The organism is Butyrivibrio sp. VCD2006, from assembly GCF_000423925.1.
Classification (GTDB): Bacteria; Bacillota; Clostridia; order Lachnospirales; family Lachnospiraceae; genus Butyrivibrio.
This window is the reverse complement of record NZ_KE384105.1, coordinates 186,993-205,812: the sequence shown is the minus strand read 5'-3', so window position 1 is coordinate 205,812 and position 18,820 is coordinate 186,993. Positions and strand designations below refer to the sequence as shown.

At 43.0% G+C, this 18,820-nt stretch carries 14 protein-coding genes; 12 read left to right on the top strand and 2 right to left on the bottom strand.

What is annotated here, in order from left to right:
• From G586_RS26685 to G586_RS0117870, 7 genes are all read left to right on the top strand, one after another.
• The coding region (locus G586_RS26685) for a leucine-rich repeat protein (RefSeq protein WP_196811633.1) at positions 1 to 684 on the top strand (684 nt) is incomplete at its 5' end.
• A 182-nt stretch (positions 685 to 866) separates the two neighbouring features.
• Positions 867 to 2,585, top strand: coding sequence for a two-component system response regulator (locus tag G586_RS23725; RefSeq protein ID WP_051204893.1), 1,719 nt, complete (start codon positions 867 to 869; stop codon positions 2,583 to 2,585).
• Between the two features lie 12 nt (positions 2,586 to 2,597).
• A complete protein-coding gene (locus G586_RS25235; protein ID WP_051204892.1) occupies positions 2,598 to 5,738 on the top strand; it encodes an ATP-binding protein in 3,141 nt (1,046 codons plus the stop codon).
• On the top strand, positions 5,738 to 6,496 hold the full coding sequence (locus G586_RS0117885; protein ID WP_026528810.1) for a response regulator: 759 nt from the start codon (positions 5,738 to 5,740) through the stop codon (positions 6,494 to 6,496). The genes G586_RS25235 and G586_RS0117885 overlap by 1 nt, the downstream gene beginning before the upstream one ends.
• A 58-nt stretch (positions 6,497 to 6,554) precedes the next feature.
• Entirely contained in the window at positions 6,555 to 7,118 is a 564-nt protein-coding gene (locus G586_RS0117880) for a TetR/AcrR family transcriptional regulator (RefSeq protein ID WP_026528809.1), read from the top strand.
• The gene (locus tag G586_RS0117875; RefSeq protein ID WP_026528808.1) at positions 7,115 to 9,538 is read left to right on the top strand and encodes an alpha-galactosidase; all 2,424 of its coding nucleotides are present in this window, start codon (positions 7,115 to 7,117) and stop codon (positions 9,536 to 9,538) included. The genes G586_RS0117880 and G586_RS0117875 overlap by 4 nt, the downstream gene beginning before the upstream one ends.
• Before the next feature lie 72 nt (positions 9,539 to 9,610).
• Positions 9,611 to 10,492, top strand: a complete 882-nt coding sequence (locus G586_RS0117870) for a DegV family protein (protein WP_026528807.1) — start codon at positions 9,611 to 9,613, stop codon at positions 10,490 to 10,492.
• A 296-nt stretch (positions 10,493 to 10,788) separates the two neighbouring features.
• Here the strand turns inward: G586_RS0117870 and larB are convergent, their stop codons facing one another.
• Both larB and G586_RS26680 read right to left on the bottom strand, forming a co-directional pair.
• Positions 10,789 to 11,541 carry a nickel pincer cofactor biosynthesis protein LarB gene (gene larB, locus G586_RS0117860; protein WP_026528805.1) on the bottom strand — a complete coding sequence of 251 codons (753 nt, stop codon included), beginning with the start codon at positions 11,539 to 11,541 and terminating at the stop codon, positions 10,789 to 10,791.
• A 79-nt stretch (positions 11,542 to 11,620) separates the two neighbouring features.
• Positions 11,621 to 12,256 carry an Ig-like domain-containing protein gene (locus tag G586_RS26680; protein WP_196811632.1) on the bottom strand — a complete coding sequence of 212 codons (636 nt, stop codon included), beginning with the start codon at positions 12,254 to 12,256 and terminating at the stop codon, positions 11,621 to 11,623.
• Between the two features lie 351 nt (positions 12,257 to 12,607).
• Between G586_RS26680 and G586_RS0117850 the strand changes: the two genes are divergently transcribed.
• The 5 genes from G586_RS0117850 (at position 12,608) to G586_RS0117830 (ending at position 18,766) form a co-directional block, all read left to right on the top strand.
• The gene (locus G586_RS0117850; protein WP_026528803.1) at positions 12,608 to 13,111 is read left to right on the top strand and encodes a hypothetical protein; all 504 of its coding nucleotides are present in this window, start codon (positions 12,608 to 12,610) and stop codon (positions 13,109 to 13,111) included.
• Between the two features lie 167 nt (positions 13,112 to 13,278).
• Positions 13,279 to 13,947, top strand: a complete 669-nt coding sequence (sdaAB, locus tag G586_RS0117845) for an L-serine ammonia-lyase, iron-sulfur-dependent subunit beta (protein WP_026528802.1) — start codon at positions 13,279 to 13,281, stop codon at positions 13,945 to 13,947.
• A 119-nt stretch (positions 13,948 to 14,066) separates the two neighbouring features.
• The gene (gene sdaAA / locus G586_RS0117840; protein ID WP_026528801.1) at positions 14,067 to 14,951 is read left to right on the top strand and encodes an L-serine ammonia-lyase, iron-sulfur-dependent, subunit alpha; all 885 of its coding nucleotides are present in this window, start codon (positions 14,067 to 14,069) and stop codon (positions 14,949 to 14,951) included.
• A gap of 700 nt (positions 14,952 to 15,651) precedes the next feature.
• Positions 15,652 to 17,160, top strand: coding sequence for a nickel pincer cofactor biosynthesis protein LarC (gene larC / locus G586_RS0117835; protein WP_026528800.1), 1,509 nt, complete (start codon positions 15,652 to 15,654; stop codon positions 17,158 to 17,160).
• A gap of 175 nt (positions 17,161 to 17,335) precedes the next feature.
• Positions 17,336 to 18,766: a TldD/PmbA family protein gene (locus G586_RS0117830; protein WP_026528799.1), complete on the top strand. Its 1,431-nt coding sequence runs from the start codon at positions 17,336 to 17,338 to the stop codon at positions 18,764 to 18,766.
• The last annotated feature ends 54 nt before the right edge of the window (positions 18,767 to 18,820 follow it).

Sequence of the window (18,820 nt, the reverse complement as noted above, 5' to 3'; positions counted from 1 at the left end):
CCGAGTGATCCCACAGAACCCGGCACACCAACAGATCCGAGTGATCCCACAGAACCCGGCACACCAACGGACCCGAGTACACCGACAGATCCTAGTACGCCAACGGATCCCAGTGCGCCCACAGATCCGTCGAATCCTACAGATCCGACTACACCTACAAACCCTGCTGATCCTTCGAACCCGGGAAGCGATGCCGGAAACAATCCGCCTATAGTAGTTTCAACTGCGCCTTCGACCTACAATGTGGGCGACGTTGTTACTGATGGTGGAGCCAGCTACAAGATCACATCAATTGATAATGGAAATCAGACTGTCTGCTATACAAAGCCTGAGTCAGCCACATCCGCAAGTGCTACAGTACCTGCTTCCATAACAATTGATAACCAGGAGTATAAAGTAACAGAAATTGCAGCCGGGGCCTTCAAGGGCAATAAGAAGCTTAAGAAGATAACGATTGGCAAGAACATCGTCAAGATCGGTAGCAAGGCATTTTTCAAGTGTGCAAACCTTAAGAACGTTAACATCAAGACCACAGCTCTCACCAAGAGCAGCGTCGGTGGCAGTGCCTTTAAGGGAATTCACGCTAAAGCAAAGGTGAAGGTTCCGAAGAAGAAGCTTAAGGATTATCAGAAGATTCTTAAAGCAAGAGGAATCAAAGGAAAGGACCAGAAAATAACAAAGTGATATTAGTATTGAAAGTGACCTGGAAATTCAGTTTTCCGGGTCCTTTTATTTTAATCGGAAAGAGTGCATCGCTTACTTTTCATAAAATTTATATAACTTTAATTCGTAGTAAATTTCTTGGAAACTATCGCATGATAGAATAGTGTTACCGATAATGCGATAACGTTTTGAGGGGAACGATTATGGATGAACAGCTTAGTTTGAAAAGAAGAATATTACTTGTTGAAGATGAGCCGATAAACAGAAAAATTCTGGAAAATATTATCAATCATGATTACGAAGCAATTGTGGCAAGGGACGGCGTAGAGGCAATTGAGCTTATCAGAGAACATAGCGATAAGCTTTCACTTGTGCTGCTTGATCTTATGATGCCTGATATGAACGGTTTTGAAGTTCTGCAGTTCATGAAGGATGATAAAGTTCTTAAACAGATTCCTATTATCGTCTGCACAGCGGAAAAGGATTGTGAGGTCAAGTGCTTCCAACTTGGCGCGGCTGATTTCATCACCAAACCCTATACTCACCCTGCGGTTATAAAGGCCAGAATTGACAGGGCTATCGAGTACAGAGAGGGCAGAGGCCTGATTCATGCGACTCAGAACGATTCGCTGACAGGGCTTCTTACTCATGACTTTTTCATGGAGTATTCACACTTCAGAGATCTCCACTATAACAATAACAACATGGATGCTATCGTGCTCAATATCAACAGATTCCATCTGATAAACGAACTCCAGGGGAGACGTGCAGGTGATGATGTTTTGATTAAAATCGCGGACAGTATTAAGCGCATCGCCAAGGAAAATGGCGGCATCGCAGGACGCGGCGGAGCTGATGAATTCATGATATATCTTCCAAGCGGGATGGAGTATAACAATCTGCTTAAGGATATAGGCTCAGGACTTGAGGATCTTCTGAACAATTCCAGAGTCTACCTTAGAATGGGGATTTATAAGAATGTAAATAAAGAGCTTTCCGTTGAACATCGCTTTGATAAAGCAAGGACTGCCTGCAATAGCATAAGAGGAAGCTATAACACGCATATGGCCGTCTACGATGAGGAAATGCATGAGAAGGAGACCTTAAATGAGCGGCTCATAAATGATATGGTAGCTGGAATAAAGGACCATCAGTTCAAGATTTTTTACCAGCCCAAATATGCGATACAGGGTGAGCGCGACTCGCTATATAGTGCCGAAGCCCTTGTAAGGTGGGAGCATCCTGAACTTGGACTTCTCAGACCTGACACTTTCATTCCGCTTTTCGAGGATAATGGCCTTATTCATAAGCTTGATCACTATGTATGGGATGAGGTTTCCAAACAGATTGGTGAGTGGATGGTGAAGTATGACCTTAAGATTCCGGTATCTGTAAATGTTTCAAGAGTTGATATCGGTGCTCCGAATCTTGAAGAGGAGATTTTTACTGTGGTTCAGAACAACTGGATATCACCGGGAATGCTGAATCTTGAGATTACCGAGTCCGCATACACCGAGAACTCCGAGCAGATAATCAATGTTGTAAAAGGGCTAAGAGACAGAGGCTTTGCAATCGAAATGGACGATTTTGGCACAGGCTACTCGTCACTCAACATGATAACTTCACTTCCTATCGACATCCTTAAGCTTGATATGCAATTTGTTAAGAACATCAAGGAAGGCAACAAGGAAATGAAGATGGTTGAGCTAATGATGGATGTTGCCAGATCACTTAAGGTAAAAGTGGTAGCAGAGGGAGTTGAAACCAAGGAGCAGTATGACCTTCTTAAAAAGGCTGGCTGTGATGTGATTCAGGGCTTCTACTTTTCAATGCCATGCGCTACGGGAGAATTTGAAAAACTGATAGAGAAGGAAAATAAAGAACTTGAAGATGAAGTAAATGCGGCTCTTGCTGCGATGTAAGAGGTTTTGCCTATGCGCCAAAAGACGCTCATTGTTGAGGATTTAGATGAATTAAAAAAGCAAATTCCACAAATAGCCAGGGAATACGACGAGAGCACGTATGAAAGTGGTTTTATAAACATATCCTATTGCAACACTAATAAAAGTGATGTAAAGGATGCACTTTTATTGCTGAAAAAAACTTTTCCAAAGCTTGTTATTTCAGGTATGAGCGAGGGACCGGCGGCCTTTTATTATCATATGGACCATATCCTGATGCTTAACTTCAATTTCTTTGATGAGTCAAAGGCTGAGGTGATGTATAAGATCATCAGTCAGGATGATGATCCGGAAATAGCTGCCAGGGCTTTTGTAAAAGAAGTCAGAGAAAAAATCGAGAGTATAGAAAACGTTAAATCAATCCATCTTTTCCTAAGTAAAATAGGCAGTGCGGCGCAGGAGTTTATAGAAGAACTCTCTGATGGGTATGAGGAGATACCTATTTTTGGAGTTGTAGCAAGCGCAGGTTCGCTCCTGGTTAATGAAGGCGTGCCCACACTGGATAGAGACGGAGCTGTAATAATAGGAAATACATCCATAGGGCCCGGAATGTCAATCTGCCTGTGCTATGGTGAGAGTCTGTTCACATATGTGGATTATCTTTTTGGCTGGGAGCCTATCGGCAGATACCTTGATGTAGAAATTGATGAAAAAGAAAATGAGAGGGGCATCAAAGTCAATAAAATTGATGGAGTAAAAGCTTCTGAGATATTTAAAAAGTATCTTGGAGTTACCGCAGGACCTCATTTTGTAAATAACGTTGGCGAGTTCCCGATAGTTGTTGAAAGAAACGGGATGTATATGGGAAGGACACCTACTGCAATCGGAGATGATGGGGAGGTGTACTTTGTTGCAGATATCAAGCAGGGTGAAAAGATCAGATTTTCATATGCCGAGAGACGGGATATTCTGAGAAAGACCAGGGATGCGGTAGCAAAGATGGAGAGCTTTGCCGCCGAGTCATTGTGGCTTATTATCTGTGGAAACAGATTCTCTTTTCTTCAGGAAGAATATCAACGTGAAGTAAAATATTTTTCAGAATCAAGAGATATGCCACCCGGTATGTCACTTGGACTTGGTGAAGTGTACAGATTGCGCGGTAAGGGTGGAATTCTTAACAGTGCTTTGGTTGCAGTTGGCATGCGGGAAGGACTTGACGGGTGGAGCTTTAGTGTTCTGAAGCCTGCCAAGGTTGAAGCTGAGCAGGAGGGAATAATTCCTCTTCACGAGAGGCTTGCACATTTTCTTTCTGCCATGACCGGAGAACTTATAGAAATGGCAAAGGAGGCTGATGCCGCAAATGAGGCAAAAAGCAGATTCCTTTCCAATATGTCACATGAGATACGAACACCAATAAATGCAATTCTTGGAATGGATGAGGTTATCCTCAGAGAAACAGAGGATCCGCAGATTATTGAATATGCGCAGAATATCCGAGTCGCAGGTAATACACTTCTTAGCCTTGTAAATGATATTCTGGATTTTTCAAAAATTGAAGCAGGAAAAATGGATATAATTCCGGTGGATTATGATCCGTCTTCAATCATAAATGATCTGATACAGATGATTGCTCCAAGGGCAAAGGCTAAAGGGATTGATCTGAAAATCGAACTGGATTCATCCATACCATGTATCCTTAACGGAGATGAGATACGCATTAAGCAGGTTGTGACCAACATCCTGACTAATGCCATAAAATATACAGAAAAGGGAAGCATTACGCTTAATGGAAGTCACGAATTTGTATCTGACGATGAGATAGATATAACTATAAGCGTTAAAGACACCGGTATAGGAATCAGAGAAGAGGATCTTAAAAAACTCTATGTGGCTTTCCAGAGAGTGGATGAAAAGCGCAACAGAACTATTGAAGGGACAGGCCTTGGCCTTCATATCACCCAGCGATTACTTAAGCTTATGGGAAGTGAACTCAAAGTCAAAAGTACCTATGGAGAAGGATCCGAGTTCTCATTTACTGTGCGTCAGAAGATAGTAAACAAGACTCCTATGGCGGATTATATCAAGGCCTATAACAGAGCGGACTTTGAAAAGCAAATATATCATGAAAAGTTTACAGCACCTGATGCAGAGGTGCTTGTTGTTGACGATACACCCACAAATCTTACAGTTTTTGAGGGACTTTTAAAGAGAACAAAAGTAAAGATAAGCAAGGCAGACAGTGGTGCAAAGTGTCTTGAGATGACTAAGATCAAGAAATACGACATTATATTCCTCGATCACAGAATGCCTGTTATGGATGGCATAGAGACACTTAAGAGACTAAAGAGCGATCCTGAAAATAAGAACCTTAATACAACGATAATCAGTCTTACGGCCAATGCTGTTTCCGGTGCGAGAGAACAGTATATGGAGGCAGGCTTTGATGACTATCTAACAAAGCCCATCATATCCGAAAAACTGGAATCAATGATGCTGGAATATCTTCCGAAGGATAAGGTCACTTTACACGGAGAAGGTGACGCAGGCTCCGAGGAGGATGTTGAAGCTGAACCTGTCGAAATTCCGGATTGGATAAAGGATTATCCTGCAATATCCGTAAGTGATGGCGTAAAAAACTGCGGATCAATCGCGGCCTTTATGGATACCATAAGGACTTTTACGGATACTTTGCCTGATAGCTTCAGTGATATAAAGCTCTATTTTGAAAACGAAGATCTGGACAATTATACGATAAAGGTACATGCATTAAAGAGCTCTGCGAGGATTATCGGATTAAATGAAATATCAGCGCTGGCAGCTTCGCTTGAGGCAGCAGGAGATGCCGGGGACCTTGATACCATAAAAAGGGATACACCGCATCTACTTGATATGTACCGTAAGATTTTGGAGGATTTCTCGCAGAAGGGTGATAATGGGGATGCGGAGGATGAATCGCTTCCTGTTATGGACGAGGAAAAATTTAAGGAGGCAGTTGATGCTTTAAAAGAAGTTGCTGCGACCTTTGATTTTGACAGTGTTAGTTATATAATGGAAACTATAAATGGTTTCAGAGTTCCTACGGAGCACAAGGAGTTTATTGCAAATCTGAAGAAAGCTGTTTCAGCAGCCAACTGGGATGAGATAAATAGGCTCCTTGAAGCAGGAGGAAAATGATGGAAAACAGAATTCTACTTATAAGCAGCGGAGCCACTTTTATGGTAGATGCCATCAATAAGAACCTGAAAGAGGCTGGACTTGAAGTCATAAAGGCAGCGCCGGTAATAAACGAATTGGAGCAGTACAGGAAGGAACCGAATGTCATTCTGTTCTATCTTGGAGCTTTTGTGGATGATATTCCGGATGTTCTCGTGTACATCAGGGAGATATGTCTTGAAAATGACAAAATTCTTTGCATGATAGGCGATGAGCCTGAGTACGAGTCCGTCAGTAAATACATCCCGGATGACAGGATTACGGAGAAATTTGTAAGACCTATCAATATGAAGGATGCGACGGAGAGAATTTGTGAGCTATGCCGCGTAAATGCTGAGATGGCCAAAAGAAAGAGCATTCTTCTTGTAGATGATGATCCGATGTTTCTGAGGTTGGCGAAGAGCTGGCTTGATGAGGAGTACAGGGTTACAATCGTAAACTCGGGAGTTCAGGCTATCACGTATCTAGCTCTTAATACGCCGGACCTGATACTTCTTGATTATGAGATGCCGGTCGCATCGGGACCTGAGGTCCTTGAGATGATGAAAAGCGAAGACGGGACACGGGATATACCGGTTATCTTTCTAACGGGTAAGGGTGATAAGGAAAGCGTGATGAAGGTGGTTTCCTTAAAGCCTGATGGGTATCTTTTAAAGACGATGCCCAAGGTAAAACTTATGGAAGAAGTCAGGAATTTTTTAGCGGGGAATAAGGGGTAGACTTTCTTTTACAATTTTTATAAATCAGCAATCGGCAAAAAACAGAATTGGAGGGAATATGAACGATACAAAGGTTAAGATACTTGAAGCGGTTCTTATGGAGTTTAAGAAAAAGGGATCAAAGTTCACTATGGATGATGTGGCCAGCGATCTCCACATGAGTAAGAAGACTATCTATAAAGAATTTGACGACAAGGAAAATATTTTTGATGCTCTTGTTGATTACTGTTTTGACAACATAAAGGAAAAAGAGGCTGAGATCATGGCTGACAAGTCTCTTTCAACTGTTGAGCAGATCGAGAAGATTATGATTTGCATGCCTGATAAATACAGGGATGTGGATTTTCGTATGGTTTTCACACTTAAGGAAAAATATCCCAAGATCTATATAAAGGTGCAGAATCGACTTGAGAATGACTGGGAGGATACGATTGAACTTATTGAAAAAGGAATAAGAGAAGGCGTTGTAAGACCTTTGCCTATTCCTGTTATCAAGGCTATGACTGAGGCGTCTATCGAGAGATTCCTCAGCTCAAACGTGCTTATTGAGGGCAATACAACCTATGACGATGCCCTTAAAGTAATGATAGACATAATAATGAGAGGTATTTGCGTAAGATGATCTTAAGGAAAGACAACATTTTTTTACTACAGACAAAGGGCAGCAGTTATTTCATGCAGGTTCTGCCATCAGGACACATTGAGCATATACACTATGGTGCTTCAATAATTTCCGAAAACCAGTATGAGGAGTTTTTAAAAAGCGAGCAGAAGCAGGCGGACCTTCTCGCAGATATGGCGAAGGTCCTTGAAATAAAACATAAAAACGAAGGCGGCAACATGGTTGTCTATTCCAAGGAGAGCTACCCGCTCTGCCTTGAGGTAATGCCGCTTGAGATGTCAGGCTTTGGAAAAGGCGATATAAGAGAACCTATGGTGGAGCTGACTTTTGAAGACGGGTCCTCCACCTGTGACTTTTTATTTGAGAGTGCGGAGATATCAGATGAGCTTACTGCTCTTACGACACTTCCGTGCTCTTATGATGATGGGGAAAAGGAGAGTGCTCCTGAATCAGAAAAGAAGGATCATGCACAGCAGCTTGTGATAACCCTTAAGGATACCGGATATGATATCAGACTTAAGATGATTTATAAGGTTTATCCTGAGTGCGACACCATAACAAGAAGTGCTGTTCTTATAAATGATGGAAAAGCGAAGGTTAAGGTGGACAGGCTCCTGTCAAATCAGATTGATTTTCAGCAGACAGGCTTTGAACTCACAAGCTTCCATGGACGCTGGGCCGATGAGATGGGACAGACCAGTTCTGTTTGCAACGGTGGAAAAGTGGTTAACGAGGAGTTATCCGCAGGAGAGTCAGGTTCAAGAAGCAATCCCTTTACAATGGTAAGCCTTCCCGGAACAACTGAGACCGCTGGTGACTGCTATGGTTTCAACCTTGTATACAGCGGCAATCATTACAGCTGTCTTTCATCAAACGGAACTTATCTTTCAAGATTTGTAAGTGGAATTCAGCCCACAGGTTTTGAGTGGGTTCTTGAAGCCGGCGAGACATTTGAGGCTCCCGAAGCAGTTATGACATATTCACGCGATGGTTTTGGCGGTATGAGCCGCAGCATGCACGACTTTGTCAGAAAGCACATCGTACGCGGAGTTTGGCGCGATAAGGAGAGACCAATCCTTATCAATAACTGGGAGGCAACATATTTTAATTTCAATCAAAACAGTCTCCTTAAGATCGCAAAGGAAGCCGCAAAGTCAGGAATCGAGCTCTTTGTTCTTGATGATGGCTGGTTTGGTGCAAGAAATGATGACCACGCAGGTCTTGGAGATTGGGTTGTTAATACTAAAAAGCTTCCCGACGGACTTAAAGGACTTGCTGAGAAGATAAATGCTCTTGGCCTCAAATTCGGTCTGTGGGTTGAGCCTGAGATGGTAAATGAGGATTCCGATCTTTATAGAAGCCATCCGGAGTGGGCGGTCAGAATTCCCGGAAGAACACACTCAGTTGGAAGAACTCAGATGATTCTCGATATGTCCAGGTCCGATGTGCAGGACTATATCATTGATGCGCTGTCAAAGGTGTTCTCATCTGCGAATATTTCTTATATCAAGTGGGATATGAATAGAATTTTCTCGGACAGATTTTCACTAAAGCTTCCGGCTGAGAGGATGAAGGAATTCCAGCACAGATATTACATCGGACTCTACAGAGTCATGAAAACTCTCACAGAGAAATTCCCTGAGATACTCTTTGAAGGGTGCTCAGCAGGCGGCAATAGATTTGATCTTGGTATACTTAGCTATTTTCCTCAGATATGGGCAAGTGATGATACCGATGCCGTTTGCCGCATGGACATCCAGAGAGGCTACAGCTACGGCTATCCCGTAAATACACAGGGAGCGCATGTTTCTGCGGTTCCTAACCATCAGACACTTCATGTTGTTCCGCTTGAGACAAGATTCTCCGTGGCTGCTTTTGGATGCTTTGGATATGAGCTTAATCTTGGCGAGCTTGCGGAGGAGCAGAAGAAGCAGGTTGCAGATCAGGTTGAGTTTTATAAAAAGTGGAGAAAGGTATTCCAGTTCGGAGACTTCTACAGACTCGATAAGTACCGCTTCATGGTGGTTTCAAAGGATAAATCGGCAGCAGTTGCTCTTATCTTCCAGAAGGAGAGCAGACCTAATAATGACTATCTTGCACTTAAGACTATGGGGCTTGATGAGGATGCGATTTACGAGGTCGCAAACCGTCAGGTCGGAGTGAACATAAAAGCCTTCGGAAGCCTTATCAATACAATGGCTCCGATTCATGTTAAGCAGGATGGAATCATTCACAGCATTATAGCAAGACACTATAAGATGAATGGTGAAAAGGATGAGGCAGTTGCCACAGGAAGTATGCTAAACGGCTGCGGCGTGCGCCTTAATCCCGATTACGGCGGAACAGGATATGGCGAGGATACTCGTATGTTCCGCACGAATGACGCGAGACTTTATGTATTTGCAAGGGTAACGGAATAACATAAATCGTTTCCGGTTGATTATTATATTCTGATATGATAATTTTGAGTGGTGCAAAAGGAGAGGAATTTTATGTCAGATTATGTTATCAGTTGCTGCTCAACAGCTGATCTCAGCCGTGAGAGATACAAAGAAAGAGATATTAAAGTCGCTGATTTCCATTTTGAAATTGACGGAAAACAGTATATGGATGATGGCCGGTTTCCAATAAGCGATTTTTACCGTGCTATGGAAAAGGGTGCCATGACCAAGACATCACAGATCAATGTCGATGAATATATAGCGCATTTCACGCCCTTCCTCGAGGAGGGGAAGGATATAATCCACCTGACACTCAGCTCAGGCATATCCGGAACAATCAATTCAGCTAATATTGCTGCAGACGAGTTAAGGGACAGGTATCCTGACAGGAAGCTTTACATTATTGATTCCCTTGCCGCTTCATCGGGGTATGGACTTTTGATGGATGCTCTCGCAGATAAGCGCGACAGTGGAATGGCGATTGACGAGCTTAAAAGCTGGGCACTTGAACACAGACTCGAGCTCAACCACTGGTTTTTCACAACAGACCTCACTTACCTTGTAAGAGGTGGACGTGTTTCCAAGGCAGCAGGCTGGTTTGGCGGCGCCCTGAAAATCTGTCCGCTTCTCAACGTGGATTTTGAGGGACACCTTATCGCAAGATCAAAGCATCGCGGTAAGGCAGCAGTCATCAAGGCAGCAGCTAAGAAGATGCTTGAGAATGCCAATGGTGGGGCAGCCTATGACGGTAAATGCTATATTTCACAGTCAGCCTGCAGAGGTGACGCAGAAGCGCTGATAAAGGAAGTTGAAGCGCTTATCCCTGCCATGAAGGGCAAGGTCGAGATATACGATATCGGCACCACGATCGGAAGCCACACCGGCCCCGGAACGGTCGCTATCTTCTTCTGGGGGAATAAAAGAATTGATTAAATCTTAATACCTTCTGCTTTTCTATGATATGAAAAAGCTCTGCTATGCGTTTTAGAAGGTGAAATATATAATACTTTGCAGGCTTTTGAACCACGGAGATGAGACCAATCAATCGTAAGTGCCTATGCACGCAGCGATTGATGCTTTGGGCTCATCGCAGTGTATGGTTCAATGCCAGCAAATATTATATATTTTACCGAAGAAAACACATAGCAGGGCTTTTTGTCTGATATTTCTTTGGATTCCCTTGTCTAATAAAAAATTTCCCACGAGAATATGGAAAGCAAAATCAGTTCTTAATCAAGGTGATTAATCATCGAGGCGAGGTACCCGGCGCCAAAGCCGTTGTCTATGTTGACTACGCTGACACCGCTGGCGCAGGAGTTGAGCATGGACAAAAGTGCGGACACACCGCCGAAGGAGGCACCGTAGCCAACGCTTGTGGGAACTGCAATTACAGGGCAGTCGGCAAGGCCGCCGATCACACTGGCAAGTGCGCCTTCCATGCCCGCGATAGCTATGATGACTCTGGCGGACATGATATCGTCCATGTGGTTGAGGAGGCGGTGAAGACCTGCAACGCCGACATCGTAGAGACGGGTAACTTCATTGCCATAGACTTCAGCTGTTCTGGCAGCTTCTTCTGCCACAGGGATGTCACTTGTTCCAGCAGTTGCCACCACAACCTTTCCTTTTCCCGTTTTTTCAGGAAGTGGACCGACAATTCCGATGTGACTTAAAGTATCATATTCGAAATCAGCTATCTCTGATTTTAAGAGGGTAGCAGCTTCTTCTTTCATCCTGGTGATCAGAACCGTATTCTGGCCGTGGTCACGGAGAGACTTAGTAATCTTTAAGATCTGTTCGGGAGTTTTTCCTGCTCCGTATATGACTTCCGATTGTCCCTGACGAATTCCCCTGTGAAAATCGGGCTTTGCAAATCCCAGATCCTCAAAGGGTTCTTCCTTTAGCTTTAGCAGCGCATCCTCAACAGAGGTTGATCCATCCGCGACCTGTTTTAGTAAATTTTCAATAGAGTCTTTGTTCATTAAGAAATCCTCATAGGTTGAAAAAACCGCCAGGTTTTGGCGGTTTTTCCAGATTTACTTTTATATAAGTTTTTAATGATTATTTAGATTTTACATCAAGTCCGATAGCGCAGGTCTTGCCATTATAGTGAGCATACAGTACTGTGTGACCTTCGCTGACTCCGGTAACCTTACCGCTGCCATCTACAGTTGCGATTGAGGTATCCTCGCAATCCCAACTTGCAGAAACCTTTGCCTTGCCGGGGATCTTCTTGCAGATAAACTGCTTTGTTCCGCCAACCTTTAATACATCGTTCTTCTCAGCTGCGATGAAGATTCCGGTGAACTTGCCGTCATCGTCGTCATCATCGTCGTCATCATCATCACCCGATTTAGTAACCTTAACTGTGATAATGGCCTTTTTTGAACCCTTCTTAACAGTAATCTTAGCTGTGCCGGTGCCCTTTGCTGTGATCATGCCCTTGGAGCTAACGGTTGCAACAGACTTCTTGCTTGAAGAATACTTCACGCTACCCTTGGAAAGTGTTGTGCTTCCCTTCTTAGCGATGATCTGTCTCTTACCACCTTTTTTCATGTTGACTGTTTTCTTGCTGCCGCTTGCTGTGAGCTTTACAGTTACGGATGATGCTGCAGATACGTTACATACCGGTATTGCGCATAAGCAGATAACTGCTGCCATAACCATTGCAATGGGTGTGAACAGCCATTTTTTCATTCTGAATCCCTCTTTCATGAAATTCTCCTTTCATCTTCTCCTTTTTTTCAGTATCAAAATTACGTGAATTTTGAGCTGAAATTAAACTACATTGATATACACATTATACTACTGAAATGTCAGAATAATAGTTATATTTCAGCGTAATTTATAAAAAAATTATAAAATTTGAAATTTTATTTCAAATATTATCAAATGATTCAAACAATTATTTCAATAGTCTTCAATTTAATATGGTTTTAATGGTTTTAACAAAATCTGAATTTTATAATGAGGGCAGATACAGCAATATTAAGCATCAGAAGAATTTGATTGCCTATGACTATAGATTAGTTCACAGAGGTGAAGACTATGAGAAAAAAAGAAATCGGAACTGTCTTATTAGCAACTATGATCTTGGTACTATCTGCTCCTGTCTGCAGAGTACATGCGGCAAGCGGACATATGGCAGCATCTGGAATGACCAAGCAGGAATCAGATGATTTAACTGCTGATATAACTGCATCCGAAGCAGACGTAGAAATTTTGATTGAGGCAACAGATGCTGTGCTTCATGACCACTTTGGCGAGAATTATTCTATCTCACGAAAAGACAACGTCATAACGATAAATATGTGGACTGATGGAATAGCAAAGGCTTCTATGTACGCTACTGAGGATGATGCTCTTAAGGATGACTGGGACAGCCTGCGCGCCGGCGTACAGAATATGTCGGAAATGATCTACAGTGTTTATAAAACTTACGGATTTAATGTAGTTGTCAATCTTTTAAATGATCTCAACAAGGATAACGTTTTACTGTCCTACATGAATGGTGTTCTTGTTTATGATTCAGTGAATGAGGTGAACCTGTAGTATAGATTTGCAGTATATCGTGAAGCTGTAGCCTATTTTGGGGATATGCTTTTGAAGTTATTTAATTTGAAATCGCGTCAAATCATGAATAAATCAAGTGCCATGGAAGGTGTATTTCATGGTACTTTTTTTGTCCGGAAGTTATAATAAACGTAGGAGGCTTTATTATGAATGTGTTTGATATTATCGGACCGGTTATGATTGGCCCTTCAAGTTCGCACACAGCGGGTGCAGTCAGACTCGGCAGAGTTGTTAATAAGCTAATTGATGATAGGAAACTTGAGCGAGTTGAAATAACCTTATCGGGATCTTTTGCGCAGACCTATAAAGGGCATGGAACCGACAGGGCTCTTTTGGCAGGAATAATGGGCTACAAAAGCTATTCTCCTGAGATAAGGGATGCCCATGAGATTGCGAAGAAGCGCGGGATCGAGTACGAATTCATAAAAGAGAATTTAAAGGGAGCTCATCCTAATACCGCAAGGATTCACTATTTTCTTGAAGACGGCTCAGACGGTGTTATGGAGGGTGCCAGCATTGGCGGTGGAAACATCCTTGTCAAACAGATAAATGGCATGAATGTTGATTTCAACGGAGACAACAATACGATTCTTGTGATGCATGAGGACAAGCCCGGAGTTATTGCCAGTGTTACGAATATGATGCACTGGGAGTACGAAGACCTCAATATTTCCAATTTTCATCTATCCAGGCAGGAAAAGGGTGGGGAAGCCATCATGACTATCGAGATTGATAACAAGCCGCCTGAAAACATAGTGGACGAGATCAGGAAAATCGATCACGTTCTGAATGCAATTTTGATTAAGAGAATATGATTGAGTTAGCAAACAAGCTAGCGATGTAGTCGTATTGGAACGTCTTATTTGCAGCATTCTTGGACCTTTGATTCAAGATATCATGAGCTTGTACAAATGATTAATGGAGATGCAGCAGAATGATCAGGTATGAATCTATAGAAGAGTTAGTATGTGCCGCCGAGAAAAAAGGCGTAAAAATCAGCGAAATTGCCATCGAGGATCAGGCAAAGAGCATGGAATTATCCAGGCAGGAACTGTTCGAGAAAATGGAAATAAGCTTTGAGGTCATGAAAAAGTCAGTTCTTGAAGGAATGAAGAAGGACCAGAAGTCCATGTCGGGACTGACCGGAGGAGAAGGATTCCTTATGAATGAGTATGCCTCCAAAAAGGATGGGGGACTTTGCGGGCATTTTCTTGGTGGTGCAATTGCAAGGGCTTTGTCCGTTGCAGGATGTAACGCCTCTATGGGAAGAATTGTAGCTGCACCGACTGCGGGAAGCTGCGGAATCCTCCCGGGTGCTCTTGTCTCTCTATATGAGGAAAGGGAATTTGATGAAAAAGAAATAATAATGTCCATTTTTACTGCAGGTGCAATTGGAATGGTCATAGCAAACAGAGCCAGCATCGCAGGTGCTGAGGGTGGCTGCCAGGCCGAGTGCGGAAGTGCAGCAGCCATGACAGCAGCGGCTCTTACCGAACTGATGGGAGGTACTCCTTCACAGTGTGCCGATGCCTGCGCCATGGCAATTTCCAATCAGATGGGGCTCGTATGCGATCCTGTCGCAGGGCTTGTGGAAATACCCTGTATAAAAAGGAATGTTTCCGGACTTGTGATAGCTTTTTCCTGCGCAGATATGGCACTTGCAGGAATACAGGCAAGGATTCCCGTTGATGAATGTATTGATGCCATGAAGGAAGTCGGAGATGTAATGTCCGGAACCCTGAAGGAGACTGCAGGCGGGGGCCTTGCCACAACCCCCACAGGAAGAAAACTGAAGGAAATGGTATTTGCGGATAAATAGATAGTATCAATAGATTGGTTTCAATAGATTGGTATCAATAGATCGGTATCAATAGATCGGTATCAATAGAGAATGCCGAAAGCACTGCTACTTGTTGTGGTACTCAGCAGGGATATATTTAATGTATGATTGTGTGCAATTATATGGTACAATAGAGAATACAATAAAAGCACTTGTTCTGGAACGATTCGAAAGTGCTTGGTGAGGGATGTTTTGCAACAAAGAGACTATGGAATAGCAAAATTGTTGCTAAATTCTTGATCTTCAAAATACCTGAGGCAATAAATAAGTCAGTTATGCAATGATTTGTTGTATTCCAAAATATCTGAGGCAACAAGTAAGCTGTGATGGTAGAAAATTGTTGCCATCCGAGATATCAGAGACAACAAATCGGCAATAAATTGACTAGAGATGCAATGAATTGTTGCCTTCCAAAATATCAGAGATAACAAATCGACAATAAATCTGCTAAAGAGACAATGAATTGTTGCTTTCTGAAATACTAATGACAACCAATTGGCTATTGAGATAAAGAATTGTTACATTCCATAGTATTCAGATGCAACAAAACGGCTATACAGCAGTAGATCCTAAATAGCCAAGTCATTTCCAAATAGATAGTGGTACTAATATGAGCAATATGGTTTGAATCTGAGCAACAAAGATTATAAATTGAAGCAAATTGGCCAGGAGGTGCCGTATGGGGACATTATACATAGAGTGCAAGATGGGAGCGGCTGGAGATATGCTATCTGCAGCACTTCTTGATCTATGTGATAACAGAGAGGATATATTAAGAAAGCTCAATGATTCCGGAATCCCGGGAGTGAGCTTTTCTCTTTATGATAGTGAAAAATGCGGAGTCATGGGTAAGCATCTTGAAGTGAAGGTTAATGGTGAGATTGAGGAGTCAGAAGATGGCGCGGTTTCTCACGAGGACATGCATGATCATCACGCTCCTCATGACCATGAGCATAACCACGACCATGACCATCATCACGCTCCTCATGACCATGAGCATAACCACGACCATGACCATCATCACGCTCCTCATGACCATGAGCATAACCACGACCATGACCATCATCATGCTCCTCATGATCATGAACATACACATGATAACGACAACAATCATACACATGATCACGACCATCATCATGACCACCACAACCACGATCACGACCATCATCATGACCACCACAACCACGATCACGACCATCACCACGTCCATCGCAGCATGCATGACATTGAGCACATTGTGGAGCATCTCACCATAGATGAGTCCGTTAAGAAGGACATTATAAATGTCTATAAACTGATCGCTGAGGCAGAGAGTGCAGTGCATGGAATGGATGTTTCGGAAATTCATTTTCATGAAGTTGGAAGCATGGATGCTATAGCTGACATAACTGCAACATGTTTTTTAATGAATGAAATAAATCCTGAAAGAGTAGTGGTTTCGCCTATTCATGTTGGTAGCGGAACTGTTAAATGCGCTCATGGAATTCTTCCGGTTCCGGCGCCTGCAACTGCGATGCTGCTTAGAGGCATACCGAGCTATAGCAGGGATATTAAAGGTGAGCTATGCACTCCCACCGGTGCCGCACTTCTTAAGTATTTTGCCGATTCCTTCGGTGATCAGCCGCTTATGAGCGTGAACAAAATTGGCTATGGTATGGGAAAAAAGGATTTCCCGATTGCAAATTGTGTAAGAGCTTTTCTTGGTGATGAGAATAAAAATCTAGTAAACAGCGCAGATACATGCAAAGATGCAGAACATACAGACACTGTTTCCGAGCTTGTATGTAATCTGGATGACATGACTCCCGAGGCAATAGGCTTTGCCACAGAGAGACTCATGGAAGAAGGTGCGCTTGATGTATTTACCACAGCAGTGGCAATGAAGAAAAATCGCCCGGGCGTACTACTGACAGTACTTTGCCGTGAAAGTGACAAAGATGAGTTTGTAAGAAAAATCTTCAAATATACAACAACCATCGGAATTCGTGAGAGCATTTGTAAGCGCTATATTCTGAGCCGTGAAGAAAAAGTGCTCTCCACAGCTGATGGTGATGTGCGCGTAAAAGTAGTATCAGGTTACGGAGTTGAACGTGAAAAGATGGAATACGAAGACCTTGCTGCAATAGCAAGAGCTAAAGGTGTTAGCATGGAGCAAGCAAAAAGCATGGCACAAAAAAATCAAGATTAAAAGAGATACTAAGGAAAACGAACTAAAAGGGCAGCACAAAGAATTTCAAGTTAACAACAACTGAGAAATTTTATCGTGCAAGTGCACCAATCAATATTTATTGTTCGGTGTACTTGCATTTTTTATGGTAAAATGCTTCTTGTTTGAAAAATACCTTAAAGAAAGGAATACATATATGAAAGCAAAATTTTCTTCTTATCTTACTGAGCTTTCAGGAAGTCTTAAGGAACTAATAGAGATACTGTCTGCTGACTACGATTATGTCAGTGTACTTGCAAGTGACTCAAAAGGTTTTGCGATTCAGGCATCCCAGAAGAGCAAGACTATTACCGGTGAAAACATGACAACTGAGAGGGGATGCGTTGTAAGAGTCTATAAGGATGGTCTTTACAGCGAATACGCCTTTAACAAGCCTGAGGCTGATATAAAGGCGCAGGCCGCTAAGCTTAAGAAAATACTGGATGATCAGCTGGATATCATCAAAAAGACTTCCACTGAGATCTTTGATACGGCAAAGCTCCCTGATGAGCTCTGCACTCTTTTCACAGAGATGGAGACAGACGATATGCCCGAGGATGCTGACCTTGGAGCTGTTATGGAAAAGCTTCAGAGTATAAGTGATAAGGCAATGGGCATGAAGGACTTCATGATTGATTGTCTCGCTTCAGCAAAGTCAACGCATGTCTGCAAGATGTTTTTGACAGCGAATAGAGATATGAGACAGAGCTATGTATACACAGAAGGCTCTATCGTAGCAATCGGAGCTAAGAACGGCAGAAACACCATGAGCATCGAAGGCGTGTCAGGCAGAACCGGCATCAGCATTTTGGAAGGTCTTGATGAGAAGGTTCCTGCAGCCGTAAAAGCCGTTGAGGATATGCTTGGCGCTTCACCGGTTGTTCCCGGTGAGTATGAAATCATCACAAGTCCTGAGGTTACAGGTCTTATAGCACATGAGGCATTTGGCCACGGCGTTGAGATGGATATGTTTGTAAAAGGAAGAGCACTTGGCGCAGAGTACATTGATAAGCGCGTCGGCTCCGACCTTGTTTCCATGCACGAAGGCGCAAACTGCGTAGTCGATGTCGCAAGCTATGCTTTTGATGATGAGGGCACCCTGGCAGGTGATGTTACAGAGATTGATCACGGCATCCTGAAAACCGGTGTCTGTGATGCTCTTGCAGCACTTAGACTTGGAACTCAGCCTACAGGTAACGGCAAGCGTGAGAACTTTGAGCACAAGGTTTACACGAGAATGACTAACACTATGTTTGACAGCGGAAGTGACTCCAAGGAAGATATGATCGCTTCTGTTAAGAAGGGATATTATCTTGAGGGTATGTTCTCCGGCATGGAGGATCCCAAGCACTGGGGTATTCAGTGCATCGTGGCAAGAGGTCATGAGATCATTGATGGTAAGTTTACAGGAAAAGTTGTTGCCCCTGTAGTTATGACCGGTTATGTTCCGGATCTTCTCGGTTCAATTTCCATGGTCAGCACAGACCGTGAATCCTTCGGTAACGGCGGCTGCGGAAAAGGCCACAAAGAATGGGTTAAGGTTTCCGATGGTGGCCCGTACCTCAAGGCTGTTGCAAGACTGGGATAACTAAAATCAAATGGGGAAGTTGAAATAGCATATAGCCTTCCCCTTGGGGACGAT

Bases quoted from the DNA above. Each gene is read 5' to 3' on its own strand.
- G586_RS23725 (WP_051204893.1), top strand. From the start codon at position 867: ATGGATGAACAGCTTAGTTTGAAAAGAAGAATATTACTTGTTGAAGAT.
- G586_RS25235 (WP_051204892.1), top strand. From the start codon at position 2,598: ATGCGCCAAAAGACGCTCATTGTTGAGGATTTAGATGAATTAAAAAAG.
- G586_RS0117885 (WP_026528810.1), top strand. From the start codon at position 5,738: ATGGAAAACAGAATTCTACTTATAAGCAGCGGAGCCACTTTTATGGTA.
- G586_RS0117880 (WP_026528809.1), top strand. From the start codon at position 6,555: ATGAACGATACAAAGGTTAAGATACTTGAAGCGGTTCTTATGGAGTTT.
- G586_RS0117875 (WP_026528808.1), top strand. From the start codon at position 7,115: ATGATCTTAAGGAAAGACAACATTTTTTTACTACAGACAAAGGGCAGC.
- G586_RS0117870 (WP_026528807.1), top strand. From the start codon at position 9,611: ATGTCAGATTATGTTATCAGTTGCTGCTCAACAGCTGATCTCAGCCGT.
- larB (WP_026528805.1), bottom strand. From the start codon at position 11,541: ATGAACAAAGACTCTATTGAAAATTTACTAAAACAGGTCGCGGATGGA.
- G586_RS26680 (WP_196811632.1), bottom strand. From the start codon at position 12,256: ATGAAAAAATGGCTGTTCACACCCATTGCAATGGTTATGGCAGCAGTT.
- G586_RS0117850 (WP_026528803.1), top strand. From the start codon at position 12,608: ATGAGAAAAAAAGAAATCGGAACTGTCTTATTAGCAACTATGATCTTG.
- sdaAB (WP_026528802.1), top strand. From the start codon at position 13,279: ATGAATGTGTTTGATATTATCGGACCGGTTATGATTGGCCCTTCAAGT.
- sdaAA (WP_026528801.1), top strand. From the start codon at position 14,067: ATGATCAGGTATGAATCTATAGAAGAGTTAGTATGTGCCGCCGAGAAA.
- larC (WP_026528800.1), top strand. From the start codon at position 15,652: ATGGGGACATTATACATAGAGTGCAAGATGGGAGCGGCTGGAGATATG.
- G586_RS0117830 (WP_026528799.1), top strand. From the start codon at position 17,336: ATGAAAGCAAAATTTTCTTCTTATCTTACTGAGCTTTCAGGAAGTCTT.